This is a genomic window from Aeromonas sp. L_1B5_3 (genome assembly GCF_963866575.1).
GTDB lineage: Bacteria > Pseudomonadota > Gammaproteobacteria > Enterobacterales > Aeromonadaceae > Aeromonas > Aeromonas jandaei.
Map to the genome: position 1 here is coordinate 54,189 of NZ_CAWMDN010000110.1, position 15,896 is coordinate 70,084.

General features: G+C 59.6%; 13 protein-coding genes and 1 riboswitch. Of the genes, 8 read left to right on the forward strand and 5 right to left on the reverse strand.

Going from position 1 to position 15,896, the window contains the following annotated elements:
• The first annotated feature begins 52 nt into the window (after nt 1–52).
• Nucleotides 53–222, forward strand: a riboswitch (M-box (ykoK) riboswitch).
• Nucleotides 223–343: 121 nt separating this feature from the next.
• Nucleotides 344–1,687, forward strand: coding sequence for a magnesium transporter (gene mgtE / locus AACR93_RS09110; protein ID WP_042033338.1), 1,344 nt, complete (start codon nt 344–346; stop codon nt 1,685–1,687).
• A gap of 63 nt (nt 1,688–1,750) precedes the next feature.
• On the opposite strand, the gene ppx is transcribed toward mgtE, so the two are convergent.
• The 3 genes from ppx to AACR93_RS09125 form a co-directional block, all read right to left on the reverse strand.
• On the reverse strand, nt 1,751–3,241 hold the full coding sequence (ppx, locus tag AACR93_RS09115) for an exopolyphosphatase (protein WP_041209861.1): 1,491 nt from the start codon (nt 3,239–3,241) through the stop codon (nt 1,751–1,753).
• On the reverse strand, nt 3,231–5,300 hold the full coding sequence (gene ppk1, locus AACR93_RS09120) for a polyphosphate kinase 1 (RefSeq protein ID WP_041209862.1): 2,070 nt from the start codon (nt 5,298–5,300) through the stop codon (nt 3,231–3,233). Before ppk1 ends, ppx begins: the two co-directional genes overlap by 11 nt.
• A gap of 80 nt (nt 5,301–5,380) precedes the next feature.
• The gene (locus tag AACR93_RS09125) at nt 5,381–5,893 is read right to left on the reverse strand and encodes a glycine cleavage system protein R (protein WP_033114369.1); all 513 of its coding nucleotides are present in this window, start codon (nt 5,891–5,893) and stop codon (nt 5,381–5,383) included.
• Between the two features lie 190 nt (nt 5,894–6,083).
• Here AACR93_RS09125 and AACR93_RS09130 point away from each other — a divergent pair, with 190 nt between their 5' ends.
• From AACR93_RS09130 to AACR93_RS09150, 5 genes are all read left to right on the forward strand, one after another.
• Nucleotides 6,084–6,971 carry a DUF2726 domain-containing protein gene (locus AACR93_RS09130; protein WP_033114370.1) on the forward strand — a complete coding sequence of 296 codons (888 nt, stop codon included), beginning with the start codon at nt 6,084–6,086 and terminating at the stop codon, nt 6,969–6,971.
• Nucleotides 6,972–7,213: 242 nt separating this feature from the next.
• Nucleotides 7,214–8,635 carry a sigma-54 dependent transcriptional regulator gene (locus tag AACR93_RS09135; RefSeq protein ID WP_041209864.1) on the forward strand — a complete coding sequence of 474 codons (1,422 nt, stop codon included), beginning with the start codon at nt 7,214–7,216 and terminating at the stop codon, nt 8,633–8,635.
• Between the two features lie 106 nt (nt 8,636–8,741).
• Nucleotides 8,742–9,776, forward strand: coding sequence for a sensor histidine kinase (locus tag AACR93_RS09140; RefSeq protein WP_042033343.1), 1,035 nt, complete (start codon nt 8,742–8,744; stop codon nt 9,774–9,776).
• Between the two features lie 76 nt (nt 9,777–9,852).
• On the forward strand, nt 9,853–11,196 hold the full coding sequence (locus tag AACR93_RS09145) for a sigma-54-dependent transcriptional regulator (protein WP_043850561.1): 1,344 nt from the start codon (nt 9,853–9,855) through the stop codon (nt 11,194–11,196).
• A 159-nt stretch (nt 11,197–11,355) separates the two neighbouring features.
• Nucleotides 11,356–12,117, forward strand: coding sequence for a Nif3-like dinuclear metal center hexameric protein (locus AACR93_RS09150; RefSeq protein ID WP_042033345.1), 762 nt, complete (start codon nt 11,356–11,358; stop codon nt 12,115–12,117).
• Between the two features lie 112 nt (nt 12,118–12,229).
• On the opposite strand, the gene purN is transcribed toward AACR93_RS09150, so the two are convergent.
• Both purN and purM read right to left on the reverse strand, forming a co-directional pair.
• Nucleotides 12,230–12,868 carry a phosphoribosylglycinamide formyltransferase gene (purN, locus tag AACR93_RS09155; protein ID WP_043850562.1) on the reverse strand — a complete coding sequence of 213 codons (639 nt, stop codon included), beginning with the start codon at nt 12,866–12,868 and terminating at the stop codon, nt 12,230–12,232.
• Nucleotides 12,865–13,902 (reverse strand): phosphoribosylformylglycinamidine cyclo-ligase, encoded by a 1,038-nt coding sequence (gene purM, locus AACR93_RS09160; protein ID WP_043850563.1) that lies wholly within the window; start codon nt 13,900–13,902, stop codon nt 12,865–12,867. Before purM ends, purN begins: the two co-directional genes overlap by 4 nt.
• 175 nt (nt 13,903–14,077) lie before the next feature.
• Here purM and upp point away from each other — a divergent pair, with 175 nt between their 5' ends.
• Both upp and AACR93_RS09170 read left to right on the forward strand, forming a co-directional pair.
• A complete protein-coding gene (upp, locus tag AACR93_RS09165; protein ID WP_033114376.1) occupies nt 14,078–14,704 on the forward strand; it encodes a uracil phosphoribosyltransferase in 627 nt (208 codons plus the stop codon).
• A gap of 146 nt (nt 14,705–14,850) precedes the next feature.
• Complete coding sequence (locus tag AACR93_RS09170; RefSeq protein WP_043850564.1) at nt 14,851–15,870, forward strand: DUF2066 domain-containing protein; 1,020 nt, start codon at nt 14,851–14,853, stop codon at nt 15,868–15,870.
• Nucleotides 15,871–15,896 lie beyond the last annotated feature (26 nt).

Consider the following 15,896-nt stretch of genomic DNA (forward strand, 5'->3'; position numbering starts at 1 on the left):
GTGATTGGACAATTATGCCGCCCGCACAACAGAGGGTTGTGCAAGTTTAATTGCAGCATCTCGTTAGGCGAGGCTCCTGTATAAACACAGGCCACTGATCTCACGACGTCCAGAGACGCCCAAGATCAGGACAGTTTTCATCGGATTAAGGTGTAAACCCAAGTGGCTTCCGGCATGCCGGATACGTTATGCAGTGCTAAAGCTGGTACGTGGGGATGATGACACGCCGAACGGCGTCATTTCCTGCCTATTACTCGTCAATCAAATTGCTGTTTTCTTTCAGATGGTGAACGGATCTCCGTTCGCGCTCAGGCTCGCCTGAAATCACATGGGATTATTTGTGATGAAGAAAACACACACCATTCTCAACCGTCATCAACTGCTCGATCTCGCCAGCCTGCAGGGTTGGCTGGAACACAATCTGGATCCGGTTCAGCGCGCCGATCAACTGCTGACCCTGCGTCCGGAAGAGCTCAACTGCATCTTTGATACCTTGCCTGTGCCGCAGGGGGCTGAACTTATCGCCTCTCTCTCGGCAGAGAGTGCGGGTCGCCTGTTGCAGCGCATGCATGGCAGCATAGTTACAGTCTTGCAAGAGGCCATTCCCCGTCGCGAGATGGTGGCGATCCTGCGCAAGCTCGGCCGTCAGGATCGCACCATGCTGTTGGCTCGTTTCCCGACCCAGGCTCAGGCCATGTACTACTCCCTGCTCGACTGGCCTACCGAGTCGGTCGGGGCCAACATGCGTCATGAATACCTGGCCGTGAGCGAACAGGATACCGTGGGCAAGGCCAAGCAGCTGATCCACGATGCTTGGGACAATGCCCAGTTGTTTCGCCACATCTATGTGGTCAACGCAGATGGGCGTCTGCAGGGGAGCATCTCGCTCAAGACTCTGCTGATCGCTGACCCGCTGGCCAGCGTCGCAACTCTGATGGACCGTGAAACGGTGCGGATCAATGCCCGGGCGGATCAGGAGCTGGCGGCACGCCTGCTGATTGACCGCGACCTGTCGGTATTGCCGGTCGAGGATCAGGGGCGGCTGGTCGGTATTTTCCACGTTGATGATGCCGCCGATATTCTGGAGCTCGAATCCACCGAGGATGCCGAGATGCAGGGTGGTTCATCGCCGCTGGATACCCCCTACCTGCAGGCAACTCCCTGGCAGTTGTGGCGCAAGCGGGTGGGCTGGTTGCTCATTCTGTTTGTGGCCGAAGCCTATACCGGCACCGTGCTGCGGGCTTTCGAGGAGCAGCTGGAAGCGGCCATCGCGCTGGCATTCTTTATCCCTCTGCTGATCGGTACCGGTGGTAACAGCGGTACCCAGATCACCACTACCATAGTGCGTGCCATGGCGGTCGGGGAGGTGAGTTTGCGCAACCTCGGCACCGTGCTGAAGAAGGAGCTCTCCACCGGTCTGCTCATTTCGGCCGCTATTGCGCTGGCGGCCTGGGTGCGGGCCTGGAGTCTGGGGGTGGGTCCCCAGATTGGCATGGTAGTTACTCTGACCATCATCGCCATCGTGCTCTGGAGCGCCACCGTGGCATCGGTGATCCCCATGGTGCTGCGCCGATTCCGTATTGACCCTGCGGTCGTATCGGCTCCCTTTATCGCGACGCTGGTGGATGGTACAGGTCTTATCATCTACTTCGAGATTGCCAAGTTGCTGCTGCCCGAACTGCAGTAAACCACAACCTGAGAATGCAAAAGGCAGCCCACGGGCTGCCTTTTTTACATCTCTCTTTGCGGTTCAGCCGAGCTGGAACAACAGTGGCCAGCCCTGCTCCTGGCAATAACGATGCTCCTTCTCCAGATTCTGCATCAGGAGACGGTTCTCCTCGCACCAGTCGATCGGCAGGGTTACTACCAGCTGATCCCCTTGTACCGCGACTTTCCACTCTGGCAGCAGGTTGTCCTGGCGCTTGTGGTGCGCGGCTACCGCTAGGCGCAAAATACGGATGCAACGCAGCACCGTCTGCAGGTCGTGGTTGGGCAGGGGCGGCAGCTCGGAGAGTTTTAGCCCCTTGCGCTGAAAGCGTACCAGCGCGGCCAGCAATGCCTGATCGTCCTGGTTGAAGCCGGGCAGGTCGGTGTGTTGCAGGATATAGGCGGAGTGGCGGTGGATGCCGCTGTAGTTGATGGCAAGGCCAATTTCGTGCAGCCGCGCCGCCCAGCCGAGGATGGCGCGATAGGGCTCTATCTCCATCTGCCAGGGACCTTGCAAGGCATCAAACAGAGTCAGCACGCTCTGTTCCACTCGGGCGGCTTGTTTGCGATCCATCCGGTAGTGGGTGCCGAGGGCTTGTGCCGTCCGTTCGCGGATATCGTGGTGCTGCAAGCGCTCCTCGAACTCATACAGCAATCCTTCACGCAGGGCACCGTCAGAGTAGTCGAGCCGCTCGATGGGCAGCGAGGTAAACAGGCCGAGCAGGATGGCGACCGCGGCGGCAAACACCTCCTGACGCTCCTCGGTGAGCCCGACCAGTTTGAGATTATCGACCCGCTTGTGTTCGATCATCAGGGCCTTGAGCCGCTCCAGCCCCTCCAGCGTAATGCTGCCGTCAGTCAGCCCCTCACCCTGCAGCACGTCGCGCACGGTGCGGATCGAGCCTGAGCTGCCAAGACAGCTCTGCCAGCCCAGCTTGCGGTACTGGTTGACGATGGGGGCGAGCTGGTGCTGCGCCTCCAGCACGGCATTGGTGAAGTGCTTGTCACTCAGCTTGCCGCTGGCAAAGAAGCTCTGGGTAAAGCTGACGCAGCCCATCTTGCGGCTGGTGAGGGCCTTGTGTTCAAACCCTTCACCAATGATGAGCTCGGTGCTGCCGCCGCCGATATCGATGACCAGTACCTGACCCTCGATATGCTGGGTATGGGCGACACCCTGATAGATGAGCCGTGCTTCTTCCTGCCCGCTGATGATCTCGATGGGATGATTGAGCACCTTGGCCGCTTCGCTGACGAACTCGCGTGCGTTGCTGGCTCGGCGCAATGTGTAGGTGCCGGCGATGCGGATCTGATCCGGTTTGATGTTGGTGAGCCGCTCGGCAAAGAGTGACAGACAGGCGAGGCCGCGTTCCATCGCCTCCGGGCTCATGCGCTTTTGCTCATCCATCCCTTCCGCCAGTCGCACCCGCTCCTTGATGCGATCGACGATGCGAAAACGCCCTTCGCTCAGATGGGCGATCACCATATGAAAACTGTTGGAGCCGAGATCGACGGCGGCGTAGAGGCTATTGTCCATTGTTTGACTCGATACGTTTGAGATAGTCGTAAATCGCGACCTGAGAGCGGATTTTGCGGCGGTTGCCCCGCTTCACATATTCGTTCTGCTGGTCGGCATCGATCACCCGCGCCTTGCAGGTATCACTCAGTTGTAGCTCGAGAATATCCATGATGCGCTGCTTGAGCCGCTCGTCATAGATGGGAGTGCCCACCTCGATCCGGCCGTCAATATTGCGGCTCATCCAGTCGGCGCTGGAGATATAGAGCTGGGGGTTTCCCTTGTTGTGGAACACCATCACCCGCGGGTGCTCGAGGAAGCGATCGATGATGCTGATCACCTTGATGTTGTCACTGAGGCCCGGCACGCCCGGGCGCAGTGCACACATGCCGCGGATGATCATCTGGATCGGCACCCCGGCCTGACCGGCGGCATAGAGCCGGTTGATGAGATCCCGGTCCACCAGGTTGTTGATCTTGAGGGTGATGCCGCTCGGTTGCCCCGCCTTGGCGTTAGAGAGCTCGTTGTCGATGAGACGATAGAGCTGACGGCGGCTGTTGATGGGGGAGACCAGCAGGTGGTTGAACTTGTAGCGCCGGTAGGGGTATTCGATGTACTCGAACACGCTCTCCACCTCGGCGGTGATGTCCGGGTGGCGGGTCAGCAGCGAGAAGTCGGTATAGATCTTGGCGGTCTTCTCGTTGAAGTTGCCGGTCCCGATATGGGCGTAGCGCACCGCCTCGCCGTTTTCGTGGCGGGTGATGAGGCAGAGCTTGGAGTGGATCTTGAGGCTCGGCACCCCGAACACCACCTTGACCCCTGCATCGGTCAGGATGTTGGCCCAGTCGATGTTGGCGGCTTCGTCGAAGCGGGCGCGCAGTTCCACCACCACGGTCACCTTCTTGCCGTTGTTGGCGGCATCGATGAGGGAGTGGATGATGCGTGACTTCTTGGCGACCCGGTAGATATTGATGCGAATGGCGCTGACCGCCGGATCGAACGCCGCCTGACGCACCAGCTCGGTGAAGTGGTGGAACTTGTGGTACGGGTAGTAGAGCAGGATGTCCTGCTTGGTGATGGCATCGAAGGCATTGACGAAGCCGTCAAAGTCGCGGCAATCGATGGCCGGCAGCTTGGGGTTTTCCAGATAGTCGCGGCCTACGTTGGGGAAGCCGATGAAATCCTTGAAGTTGTGATAGCGTCCACCCGGCATGATGGCGTCGTAGGAGCTGATCTGCAGCTTGAGCTTGAGGAAGCTTATCATCGCGGCCGGCATTTCCCGCTCGTAGACGAAACGCACCGGCATGGCGGTGAGACGCTGTTTCAAGCCGTCACTCATCTTGTCGACCAGACTCAAGTCCAGCTGGTCGGAGAGGTCATATTCGGCATCCCGGGTCAGCTTCACCGCATAGGCGGCAATCTCGTCGTAGTCGAAGAACCCCTTGAAGATCTCGTCGAGACAGAAGCGGATAACATTGTCCAGAATGATGATCTGCTTCTTGCGGCGGGTCCCTTCCGGCGGCAGCTGGAAGAAGCGGGGCAGGTCATCGGTCGGCACTTCCACCAGCGCATACTGGATCACCTGGCCATTCTTTTTCATCTCGATGGCCAGATAGGTGTGCTCGTCTTTCAGGAACTTGACCGGGTTGACCTCCTTGTTGAGCAGGATCGGGATGATGTGGCGCAGCACCTTCTCCCGAAAGAACACCCGCAGCCACTTCTGGATGGCGTCGGAGAGCTGGTTTTCGTTGACCAGAAAGATGTTGTGGCGAGCCAGGGCGATCAGCAGCTCCTTGTAGGTGTTGTCGAATGCCTCGCCAAGGGCCATCACCTTCTGCTGGATGGCGCGCAGCAGCACCTTGGCTTCATCGTCGCCGCCATGTACTTCATTGATCAGGATGCGGCGCTTGACGTCCGACACCCGAACTTTAAAAAACTCATCCTGGTTGGAGGAGAAGATCCCCAAAAAGCGGACCCGCTCGATGAGGGGGACCGTCTTGTCCATCGCTTCTTGCAACACCCGTTCATTGAATGAGAGCCAGCTCAGCTCTTTCTCTTCATACAGCTTGTCGGTGCTCATGTTATGCCTCTGGTCTCTAATCAGTTCGCCTCTGCGCGGCAGGTATGACGTGAATATATGACAGAAAAGTGACAGCAATATTACTCGGGCATCGCCTCGTCAATATCGACCACCAGATCATCGGAGAGAGACTCCAGCGCAGAGACAAGGCTCTCCATCTCCAGCCCGTCTGGCAGGGCAACCAGCGCATGGGCGTAGAAGAGCGATGCGCCGGAGTGGGGGGCAGGTTCACAGCCGGTGGTGAGATCGGCCACATTGATATCAAGTTGCCGCAGGATGCTTGCTACTTCGTGGACGATGCCGGGGCGATCATTGCCGGTGACCGTCATCATCACCTGATGGGCCGGTTCGGCGGTGGGTGTCCCTTCGGCAAAACTGATGGTGAGGCCGGGCAGCAGGGCCAGCGCTTCGCACAGGCTGCGGTAGTGCTCCTCGGGCACGGCCACATGGAGGATGCCGGCAAACTGGCCTGCCAGCTCGCTCATGGCACTGCCCAGCCAGTTGCCCTGCTCGCGACTGATGACGGCAGCCAGACTCTCGACGATACCTGGTTTGTCTGCACCGATCACGGTGACCACCAATTGCTTTTGCATCCTGCTCTCCTTGGAATTGGGTTTCTCCAGCATTGTGCCTGCTGTGGCTGGTCATATGAAGCCCCGCCCGCTGGCAAATGGATAAAAAGCAGGGACTTTTACACTTTCCATACGCTTGCCTGCTGCCTTGCGTGACGCTGGCTGTGGTAAAGTGTTCCCCCTTTCGTGTTGTGAACTGGATTGTGCTCTCATGAATACCCTCGTCCTGTCGGGATTACTGCTGCTGGCCCTGCTGGTGCTGGCGATTTTCTGGAGCAGAAACAAGGAGCAGAAGCAGCTGCCCTACGATCTGCAGGAGACGCTCTTCACTCCGGCCGAGCGCTCTTTTCTCGGGGTTCTGGATCTGGCGGTAGGCGACAAGGCCAGGGTGTTGGCCAAGGTGCGGGTGGCCGATGTGCTGACCCCGCAAGCGGGACTCGGCAAGAGCAAATGGCAGCAACACTTCAACAAGATCAGCGGCAAGCATTTTGACTATCTGCTCTGCCATCCGACCGACCTCTCGTTTATCTGCGCCATCGAGCTGGATGACAGCTCTCACCGTCATCAGAAGCGCAAGGCGCGCGATCTCTTTCTGAAAACTGCCTGTGACAGCGCCGGTCTGCCCCTGCTGCAAATTCCGGCCAGCAGCGGTTATCAGGTGGAAGAGCTGCGCGAACAGATTCTGCCGTTGCTGGTCAAAACCAGCGAGCCGGTGGTCGATGATTTGCTGCCAGGCCAGCGACGCGAACCTACCTTCAATCCTCTGTTGCTGGACGGGGTCGATCTTGGCACGCCGCTCCGCGGTGGCTCGCCACAGGCAACTGTTCGCCCGGTCGATGAAGAGCCGCTTCACTTCCCAAATCTGGAGAGCCCTGCGCCGAGCGTTGCTGTTCCCGTGATGGAGCCGGAGCTTGCCGACAACCTGTTTGCCGATCCGTCTGAAGACGAGGATGAAGAGGTGCACCACTGTCCTCGCTGCGATGCGCCGCTGGTGGAGCGTGAAGCCAAGAAAGGGCCCCATGCCGGCCGCCTCTTTCTGGCCTGCAGTCGTTTCCCCGAGTGCCGCTACGCCACCCCGCGCCACCATATCCACCCTTGAACTGCTGCATCTGAGTGATACCGCCGCCGGCAAGGCGGTATCACCTGAATATTCCCTGCGAAAAAAATGCCGTAGCCATTTCGTTTATCCCCGTTTTATGTCGATACACTTAGCCTGAATACGACAATTTTTGACAAAGTGTCGGAATTTTGGCACTTTGTCTGTCTGAAATAAAATAAGTGATATATGTTTTATATCTATATAAAACAATGAATTATATTCGGTCGTCGCGAGGGATTGATATGGTGGAGATGGGCGTGTTGATTGTTGATGCCGATGCGCAGCGGCGTCAGCAGTTGGGAACAGTGCTCTCGTTTATGGGGATCCCGTGGCAAGAGGTGGCTGAAGGCGATCTGGATGTCGCCATCGACTCCTCCGGCCCCCTGCAAGGTGTACTGGCCGGCGAGCTCGGCACCCGTGTTCTGCCGGATCTGCTGGCCGCATTTCCCCGAACCCCCTTTATCTCTCTGGTCGAGGCCGACCTGCCCAACAGCAACTTCATCGGGGTTGCCGAGGCGCCGTTTACCTATGAGTCGCTGACTCGCCACCTGCACTTCTGTCAGGCGTTTGTTTCTCTGCATCCCCGTCAGCAGACCCATGACAAGGGGCAGGCTCTGCTGCGCCTGCTGGTGGGCAAGGGGAAGGGGATCCAGGAGGTGCGTCGCCTCATCAGCCAGGTTGCCGAGACCGATGCCAACGTGCTGATCCTCGGTGAGTCGGGTACCGGTAAAGAGGTGGTGGCGCGCGCCATTCACGAACTCTCTGGCCGCAGCCAGGGGCCGTTCGTGCCCATCAACTGCGGTGCCATTCCGGCGGAGTTGTTGGAGAGCGAGCTGTTTGGCCACGAGAAGGGGGCCTTTACCGGTGCTATCGCCGCGCGGCGTGGCCGCTTCGAGCTGGCGCAGGGGGGCACTCTGTTCCTCGATGAGATCGGCGACATGCCGATGCCGATGCAGGTCAAGCTGCTGCGGGTGTTGCAGGAGCGGCTCTTTGATAGGGTGGGTGGTGGCAAGCCCATTCAGGCCGATGTGCGTATCATCGCCGCGACTCACCGGGATCTGGAGGCGCTGATCCGCACCCAGGGTTTTCGTGAGGATCTCTACTATCGCCTCAACGTCTTCCCCATCGAAACCCCGCCGCTGCGGGATCGCATCGACGATATCCCCCTGCTGTTACAGGAGCTGCTCAACCGCCATGCCGAGCAGCACCACAGCACCATCCGTCTGACCCAGCGGGCGATGGAGTCGCTGATGCAGTATCCCTGGCCGGGCAACGTGCGCGAGCTCTCCAACCTGCTGGAGCGGCTGCTCATTCTCTATCCACAACAGATTGTTGATGTGGCCGATCTGCCGAGCCGCTACCGCTTGCTGCCAAGCGAGCCGCGTGATGAGCGGCTGACCGAGATGGACGAGCGAGATGCGCTGGCCGCGGTGTTTCAGGATCCGCCGGAGATCGACCATCCGCTTTCCTCGCCCCGTACCATGCAGCTGCCGGAGGAGGGGGTCAATCTCAAGGAGATGCTGGCCGACCTCGAAGTGGAGCTGATCCGTCAGGCGCTGGAGTCACAGGACGGGGTGGTGGCCCGCGCGGCTGATCTGCTCGGCATGCGCCGTACTACCCTGGTCGAGAAGATGAAAAAGTACGGGATGAGCAAGGACGTCTGAGGGTCAAAGCCTTGACGCAGAGCTGTAATCTATTGGTTTTAATAGATTAATTTAGTGGCATGGAAATTGAATAACCTGACCAGGTCGCCAGTTTGAGGTCAGGTTTATGACAGCCCAACAGCAGGATATCCCACTCCAGTCTCACGAAGTGAGCCAGCTTTACGCCATCTTCAAGGCGCTCCCGACCGGGGTGCTGTTGCTTGATGGCACTGGCATCATCACCCGTGCCAATCCGGCGGCGATAGACCTGCTGGGGGAGCCGCTGGAGGGGGAGCTCTGGCGTCATGTCATCACCCGCTGCTTTGAGCCGCGCGAGGATGATGGTCACGAGATCTCCCTGCGCGATGGTCGTCGGGTCCAGCTCTCGACTCAGCCGCTGCAGGATCAGGCGGGCCAGCTGGTCTTTATCAACGACTTGACCGAAACCCGTCAGCTGCAGGATCGCATCAACCACATGAAGCGGTTGTCGGCCCTTGGCAATATGGCCGCTTCGCTGGCCCACCAGATCCGCACTCCGCTCTCGGCCGCCATGCTCTATGCCGCCAACCTGGCCAACCGCACCCTCAAACCCGAATCCCGCACCCAGTTTCAGCAGAAGCTGATGGCCCGGCTGCAGGACTTGGAGAAGCAGATCAACGATATCCTGCTGTTTGCCCGCAATGGCGACAACCAGGTGGTCACCCCCATCTCGGTGCAGGGTCTGCTGGCTGAAGTGCAGGCGGGGGCAGAGGCGTTCTGCGCCCAGCAGGGTTGCGAGCTGCACATGGAGGCGCCGGAGCCCGATCTCTGCCTGCTGGCCAACAGCAGTGCCCTCTCCGGAGCCATCAACAATCTCATTGCCAACGCCCAGCAGGCGGGGGCAACGTCACTTCTGGTGAGCGCGGTGCGCAGCGGTGCCCGGGTCGAGATGCGGGTGATCGACAATGGCAAGGGGATGCCTGCCCACTTGCTTAGCCAGATTTTCGAACCCTTCTTTACCACTCGCTCCCAGGGCACTGGCCTTGGGCTGGCGGTGGTGCAATCCGTCGTGCGTGCCCATCAGGGCGAGGTCGGTGTGGCCTCGGTTCCCGGAGAGGGCACCTGTTTTACTCTGTCGTTCCCCCTGCATCAGCAGCAGGTACAGCTTGGAGGTGCAGCATGAGCCTTGTTAAGGAGTTGTGCCAGCCGAGAGGGAGCCATATCAATGCGGCCAGGTTGGCTGTCGTGGGAGGTGTAGCATGACTCAGGCCCGGATCCTGGTAGTGGAAGATGACAATGGCCTGCGTGAGGCGCTGGTCGATACCCTGTTGCTCGGCGGCTATGAGTGCCGTGAGGTGGACAGCGGCGAGCGGGCCTTGCTGGCTCTCTCCCGTCAACCGTTTGACATGGTGATCTCCGATATTCAGATGGGGGGGATGGATGGTCTGACCCTGCTGGCCACGATCCGCCAGCAGTATTCGCAGGTGCCGGTACTCCTGATGACCGCTTACGCCAACATCGATGGTGCGGTGCGCGCCATGCGGGAAGGGGCCATCGACTATCTGGCCAAACCCTTTTCGCCCGAGGTGTTGCTCAACCAGGTGAGCCGCTATGTGCCGGCCCAGAAGGTAGAAAAACGTGCCGTGGTCTATGGCGATCCCAAGAGCGCCGAGCTGTTCCAGCTGGCGACCCGGGTGGCCAGAAGCGAGGCCACCGTCATGGTGACCGGCCCGAGTGGTACGGGGAAAGAGGTACTGGCCCGTTACATCCACGACAACTCCAACCGCGCCGAGCAGCCCTTTATTGCCATCAACTGCGCCGCCATTCCGGAGAACATGCTGGAGGCGACCCTGTTTGGCTACGAGAAGGGGGCATTTACCGGCGCGGTGCAGGGGTGCCCCGGCAAGTTCGAGCAGGCGCAGGGGGGGACTCTGTTGCTCGACGAGATCACCGAGATGGATCTGGGATTGCAGGCCAAGTTGTTGCGGGTGCTGCAGGAGAAAGAGGTGGAGCGGCTCGGTAGCCGCAAGATGATCCCGCTGGATGTGCGGGTCATAGCCACCAGCAACCGGGATCTCAAGAAGGCGGTGCAGGATGGTCTGTTCCGTGAAGATCTCTACTACCGTCTCAACGTCTTTCCGCTGCGCTGGTCTGCCCTGTGCGAGCGGCCCGGAGACATCTTGCCGCTGGCTGAACATCTGCTGGCTCTCCATGCCAGCCAGCAGGGGCTGCCCACCCCGCAACTGGAGCCGCAGGCGCGCGAGCGGCTGCTCTCTCACCCCTGGCCCGGCAACGTGCGCGAGCTCGACAACGTGGTACAGCGAGCGCTGATCCTCAGCCCTGATGGAGTGATCGATTGCGGCCACCTCATTCTGGAAGAGGTGGACGAGCAGGAGATGGAGTTTGCCGTTGCAGAGCGCGCTTATGGCGGTGATCGTCTCGGCAGCGAACTCAAGCAGCAGGAGCACCAGATCATTCTCGACACCCTGCAAGAGTGCAACGGCAGTCGCAAGGATGTGGCCGACCGGCTCGGGATCAGCCCGCGCACTCTGCGCTACAAGCTGGCCCAGATGCGGGATGCCGGTATCGACTTGCCCGCCTGAGTCAGGTTGGTAGCCTCCGTAGAGGGGGATGTACCACTGTGTGGGAACCGTCATGGTCTTGATGACGGCTCTCGATTATCATAAGGCCCTTGGCGTTTTGAGCCGGGGCCTTGTTTTTATTGGTAAAACAGGGAATCGCGCCGTTATAAAGGGACCCTTATGATCTCTCATCGAAAATTGGAAACCGTACTCAACCACCTGCTTGAGCCCCACGCCATCAAGGATTACTGTCCCAATGGTCTGCAAGTCGAGGGGCGCGAGCGCATTCGCAAGGTGGTGACCGGCGTGACCGCCAGTCAAGCCCTCATAGATGCTGCCGTGGCTGCCGATGCCGATGCCATTCTGGTTCACCACGGCTACTTCTGGAGCGGTGAGCCGGCCCAGATCACCGGTATGAAGCAGCGCCGCATCAAGACCCTGCTGGCCCACGATATCAACCTGTTTGCCTACCACCTGCCACTGGATGTCCATCCCGAGGTGGGCAATAACGCCCAGCTCGCAAAGCTGCTCGATATCAAGGTGCGTCGCGGTCTGGAGCCGTGGAACAGCAAGAGCGTCGCCATGGTGGGCAAGCTGGAAGAGCCGATGAGCGGCAGCGATTTTGCCAAACTGATTGCCGAGCGTCTCGGTCGTGAGCCGCTCCACTGTGGCGACAGCGGCCCCGAGCTGATCCGTTCCGTGGCCTGGTGCACCGGCGGCGGTCAGAGCTACATCAATCTGGCGGCGGAGCAGGGCATCGATGCCTTTATCTCTGGCGAGGCTTCCGAACAGACCATCCACACCGCCCGCGAGATGGGGATGCACTTCTACGCTGCTGGCCATCACGCCACCGAACGTTACGGCGTCAAGGCGCTGGGAGAGTGGCTGGCGACCGTGCACGGGTTGGATGTCACCTTTATCGATATCGACAATCCGGTCTGATTAGCCGTGTAGCGGCGTCATCGGAGATGAACGTGGTCATTGCGTTGATCTATGGAAATGACAAGGGAGGCCTGGGCCTCCCTTGTTGTATTTTGCTTGCTGTGGTTAGCGGTTACTCGCAGGCATAGCCTGCTGGGCCAAGTTGCTTGCCATCGAGAAAGGCAGATCCTTCTCGCATCTGCAAGCGCCCTTCACAGAACCACTGCACCACCAGCGGGTAGATGCTGTGCTCCTGCACCTGTACCCGTGCTGCCACCTCATCGGCCTCATCGCCTTCGAAGATGGGCACGCTGGCCTGCAGGATCACCGGGCCACCGTCGAGCTCTTCGGTCACGAAGTGAACGCTGGCGCCATGCTCGCTGTCACCAGCATCAATAGCGCGCTGGTGGGTGTGCAGCCCCTGATATTTCGGCAGCAGGGAGGGGTGGATATTGATCATCCGTCCGGCGAAGTGGCGCACCAGTTGCGGGCTCAATATGCGCATAAAGCCGGCCAGTACCACCAGATCCGGCTGATAGTCAGCCATCAGCGCCAGCAGGGCGGCGTCATACTCCTCCCGACTGGCAAACTGCTGCTGGCTGAGGGTGGCGGTAGCCACCCCTGCCTCTTGTGCGCGGATCAGGCCATAGGCATCGGCCTTGTTGCTGATAACGCCGACCACCTCACCGGCAATCTTGCCGCTGGCGCAGTGGTCGAGGACTGCCTGCAGATTGCTGCCGTTGCCGGAGATAAGGACGAGGATCCGCATCATTTGATGACGACCTGCTCCTCACCATCGGCCGCCTTGGCCACATGACCGATGTGCCATGCGTTCTCACCCTCGGCTTTGAGCAGGGTCAGCGCCTTCTCCAGCTGATGGGCAGGCAGGGCGATGATCATGCCGACGCCGCAGTTGAAGGTGCGATACATCTCGTGGCGGGTGACGTTGCCAGCCTGCTGCAGCCAGCTGAACACTGCTGGCCACTGCCAGCTCTGCTCATCGATAACAGCCTGAGTGTTGGTGGGCAGCACGCGCGGGATGTTCTCCCAGAAGCCGCCACCGGTGATGTGGGAGAGAGCGTGGATCTCGCACTCCTTGATGAGCTTGAGCACAGGTTTCACATAGATACGGGTCGGCTCCAGCAGGGCGTTGGCCAGGGTGGTGTCACCCAGCGGCTGATGCACGTCGGCTTTGGAGACTTCCAGAATTTTACGGATCAGGGAGAAACCGTTGGAGTGGGGGCCGCTGGCAGCCAGCGCGATCAGGGCGTCACCCTCAGCAACCTTGCTGCCGTCGATGATCTCGCTCTTCTCCACCACGCCGACGCAGAAACCGGCGATATCGTAGTCTTCCCCTTCATACATGCCCGGCATCTCGGCGGTTTCGCCGCCCACCAGAGCGCAGCCGGACTTCTCGCAGCCGGCACCGATCCCGGTGACCACTGCGGCCGCGGTGTCCACATCCAGCTTGCCGGTAGCGTAGTAGTCGAGGAAGAAGAGGGGCTCGGCACCCTGTACGATCAGGTCGTTGACGCACATGGCCACCAGATCGATACCCACTGTGTCATGTTTTTTCAGATCGATGGCGAGGCGCAGCTTGGTGCCCACACCGTCGGTGCCGGAGACCAGCACCGGCTCCTTGTAGCCCGCAGGGATTTGACACAAGGCCCCAAAGCCGCCAAGACCACCAAGGACTTCAGGACGACGAGTGCGCTTTGACACGCCCTTGATACGTTCAACCAGTGCATTGCCGGCATCGATATCCACGCCAGCATCCTTGTAGCTCAGTGAGGTTTTGTCAGTCACGAGTAGTCCCCGTCATGTGAGAAGTGGAGGGTAAAATTCGGGGCGTATTCTACCAGTGGCGGCGAAAAACCAGAAAGGAAATCGTTTGCGCGTTTTTGCGCAAAACTGCTCTACAAGCGGCGGCTTTTGTTGTATGATTCCGCGATTTTTTTGCGGCAGGTTAGAGGAGATAATAATGAAAGTCGTTGAAGTCAAACACCCCCTGGTCAAACACAAGATTGGTCTGATGCGTGAAGGTGATATCAGCACCAAGCGTTTCCGTGAACTGGCCAAAGAAGTGGGCAGTTTGTTGACCTATGAAGCTACCTCTGACTTCGAAACCGAGAAGGTTATCATCGATGGCTGGAATGGGCCAGTAGAAGTTGACCAGATCAAGGGCAAGAAGGTAACCGTCGTACCGATCCTGCGTGCCGGCCTTGGCATGATGGATGGCGTGCTGGAGCACATGCCGAGTGCCCGCGTCAGCGTGGTCGGTATCTACCGCGATGAAGAGACCCTGCAGCCGGTTCCCTACTTCGAGAAGATCGTCAGCAACATCGAAGAGCGTCTGGCGCTGGTCATCGACCCCATGCTGGCCACCGGTGGCTCCATGATCGCTACCATCGATCTGCTGAAAAAGAAAGGCTGCCAGTCCATCAAGGTGCTGGTGCTGGTTGCCGCGCCGGAAGGCATCAAGGCGCTGGAAGCCGCTCACCCGGATGTGGAGCTGTTCTGTGCCTCCATCGATCAGGGCCTGAACGAGAAAGGCTACATCGTGCCGGGTCTGGGCGATGCCGGCGACAAGATCTTCGGTACCAAGTAAGTTGCTGTGATACGCCGCCTCTGCCGAGGTGGCTGACGGAGCCGGCGTCCTGCCGGCTTCGCTGTTTATGGCCTTTGTCCCAGCCTTGCCGCAGGACGCGCCTTGCCGCTACCATAAGCACCAACTCCCATTTCGAGACTCTGTTCATGTTCAAACGTGTTGTGACCGCCCTCTGCTGCGGCTTGTCATTCATTGCCTCGGCCGCTCAGGTGACCGACCTCTATCAGGGCAAGGCCCCGACCACCGGCGACATGGTGGCTGCTCAGGGTCAGGCGCTGGGCGAGGTGTTGATCAAGGTGACCGGCAAGCGGGATATTCTGACCCAGCCTGCCGTGGTCAAGGCGCTGGCTGCGCCGGGTGACTATGTAAAGAGCTATGGCTATCAGGATGTTGATTCGGTCAAGTATCTGAAGGCCGAGTTCAAGAGCGACAAGGTCAACAGCCTGGTCTCCGAGAGCAAATTCGCCCTGCTTGGTCCGGCTCGTCCTCAGATGGCCCTCTGGCTGGCGGTGGATCAGGGTGAGCGCCATCTGCTGGCAGACCAGTCTACCGATGGCTGGGCACAGGCACTGCGCGAACAGACCCTGGCGCTGGGGCTGCCAGTCAGCATTCCCCTGATGGATCTCGACGACAACATGGCGGTCAGTGCCACCGACGTGTGGGGCCGTTTTGCCGATCCCATCCTCAAGGCGAGCCAGCGCTATGGCGCCGAGATGGTGGTGCTGGGCAAGCTGACCCCGGAAGGGGACAAGTGGAGCATCGACTGGGGACTTTACGGTCCCAAGGCCGCTGGTGAAGTGGCCGAACTGACCCGAGGCAACACCACGGGTACCCAGGCCGAAGTGGCGCAAGGGCTTGCCGATACCCTGGCGACTTGGCTGGTGAAAAACTACGGCGCCCGCATCTCGGGGCCGGCAACCAGTCAGACCCTGGTGGTGGATGGCCTATCCGATGTGGACAGCATGATCTCCGTGCAGAAGATGCTGCAGGGGATGGCCAACGTCAGCAAGGTGGAGATCGGCAAGCTGGAAGGCAATCAGGTCACCTTCAACTTCACCCTGCAGGGGGATCAGAGCGAGTTGGTGCGCGCCCTGCAGCTGGAGAGCCGCTTGCACAAGGTTGATGATAATGGCAGCAATCTGCGTTACCAATGGTCGCAGCCCTGATTTCACAAGGCTTTTGTCTACCGCCC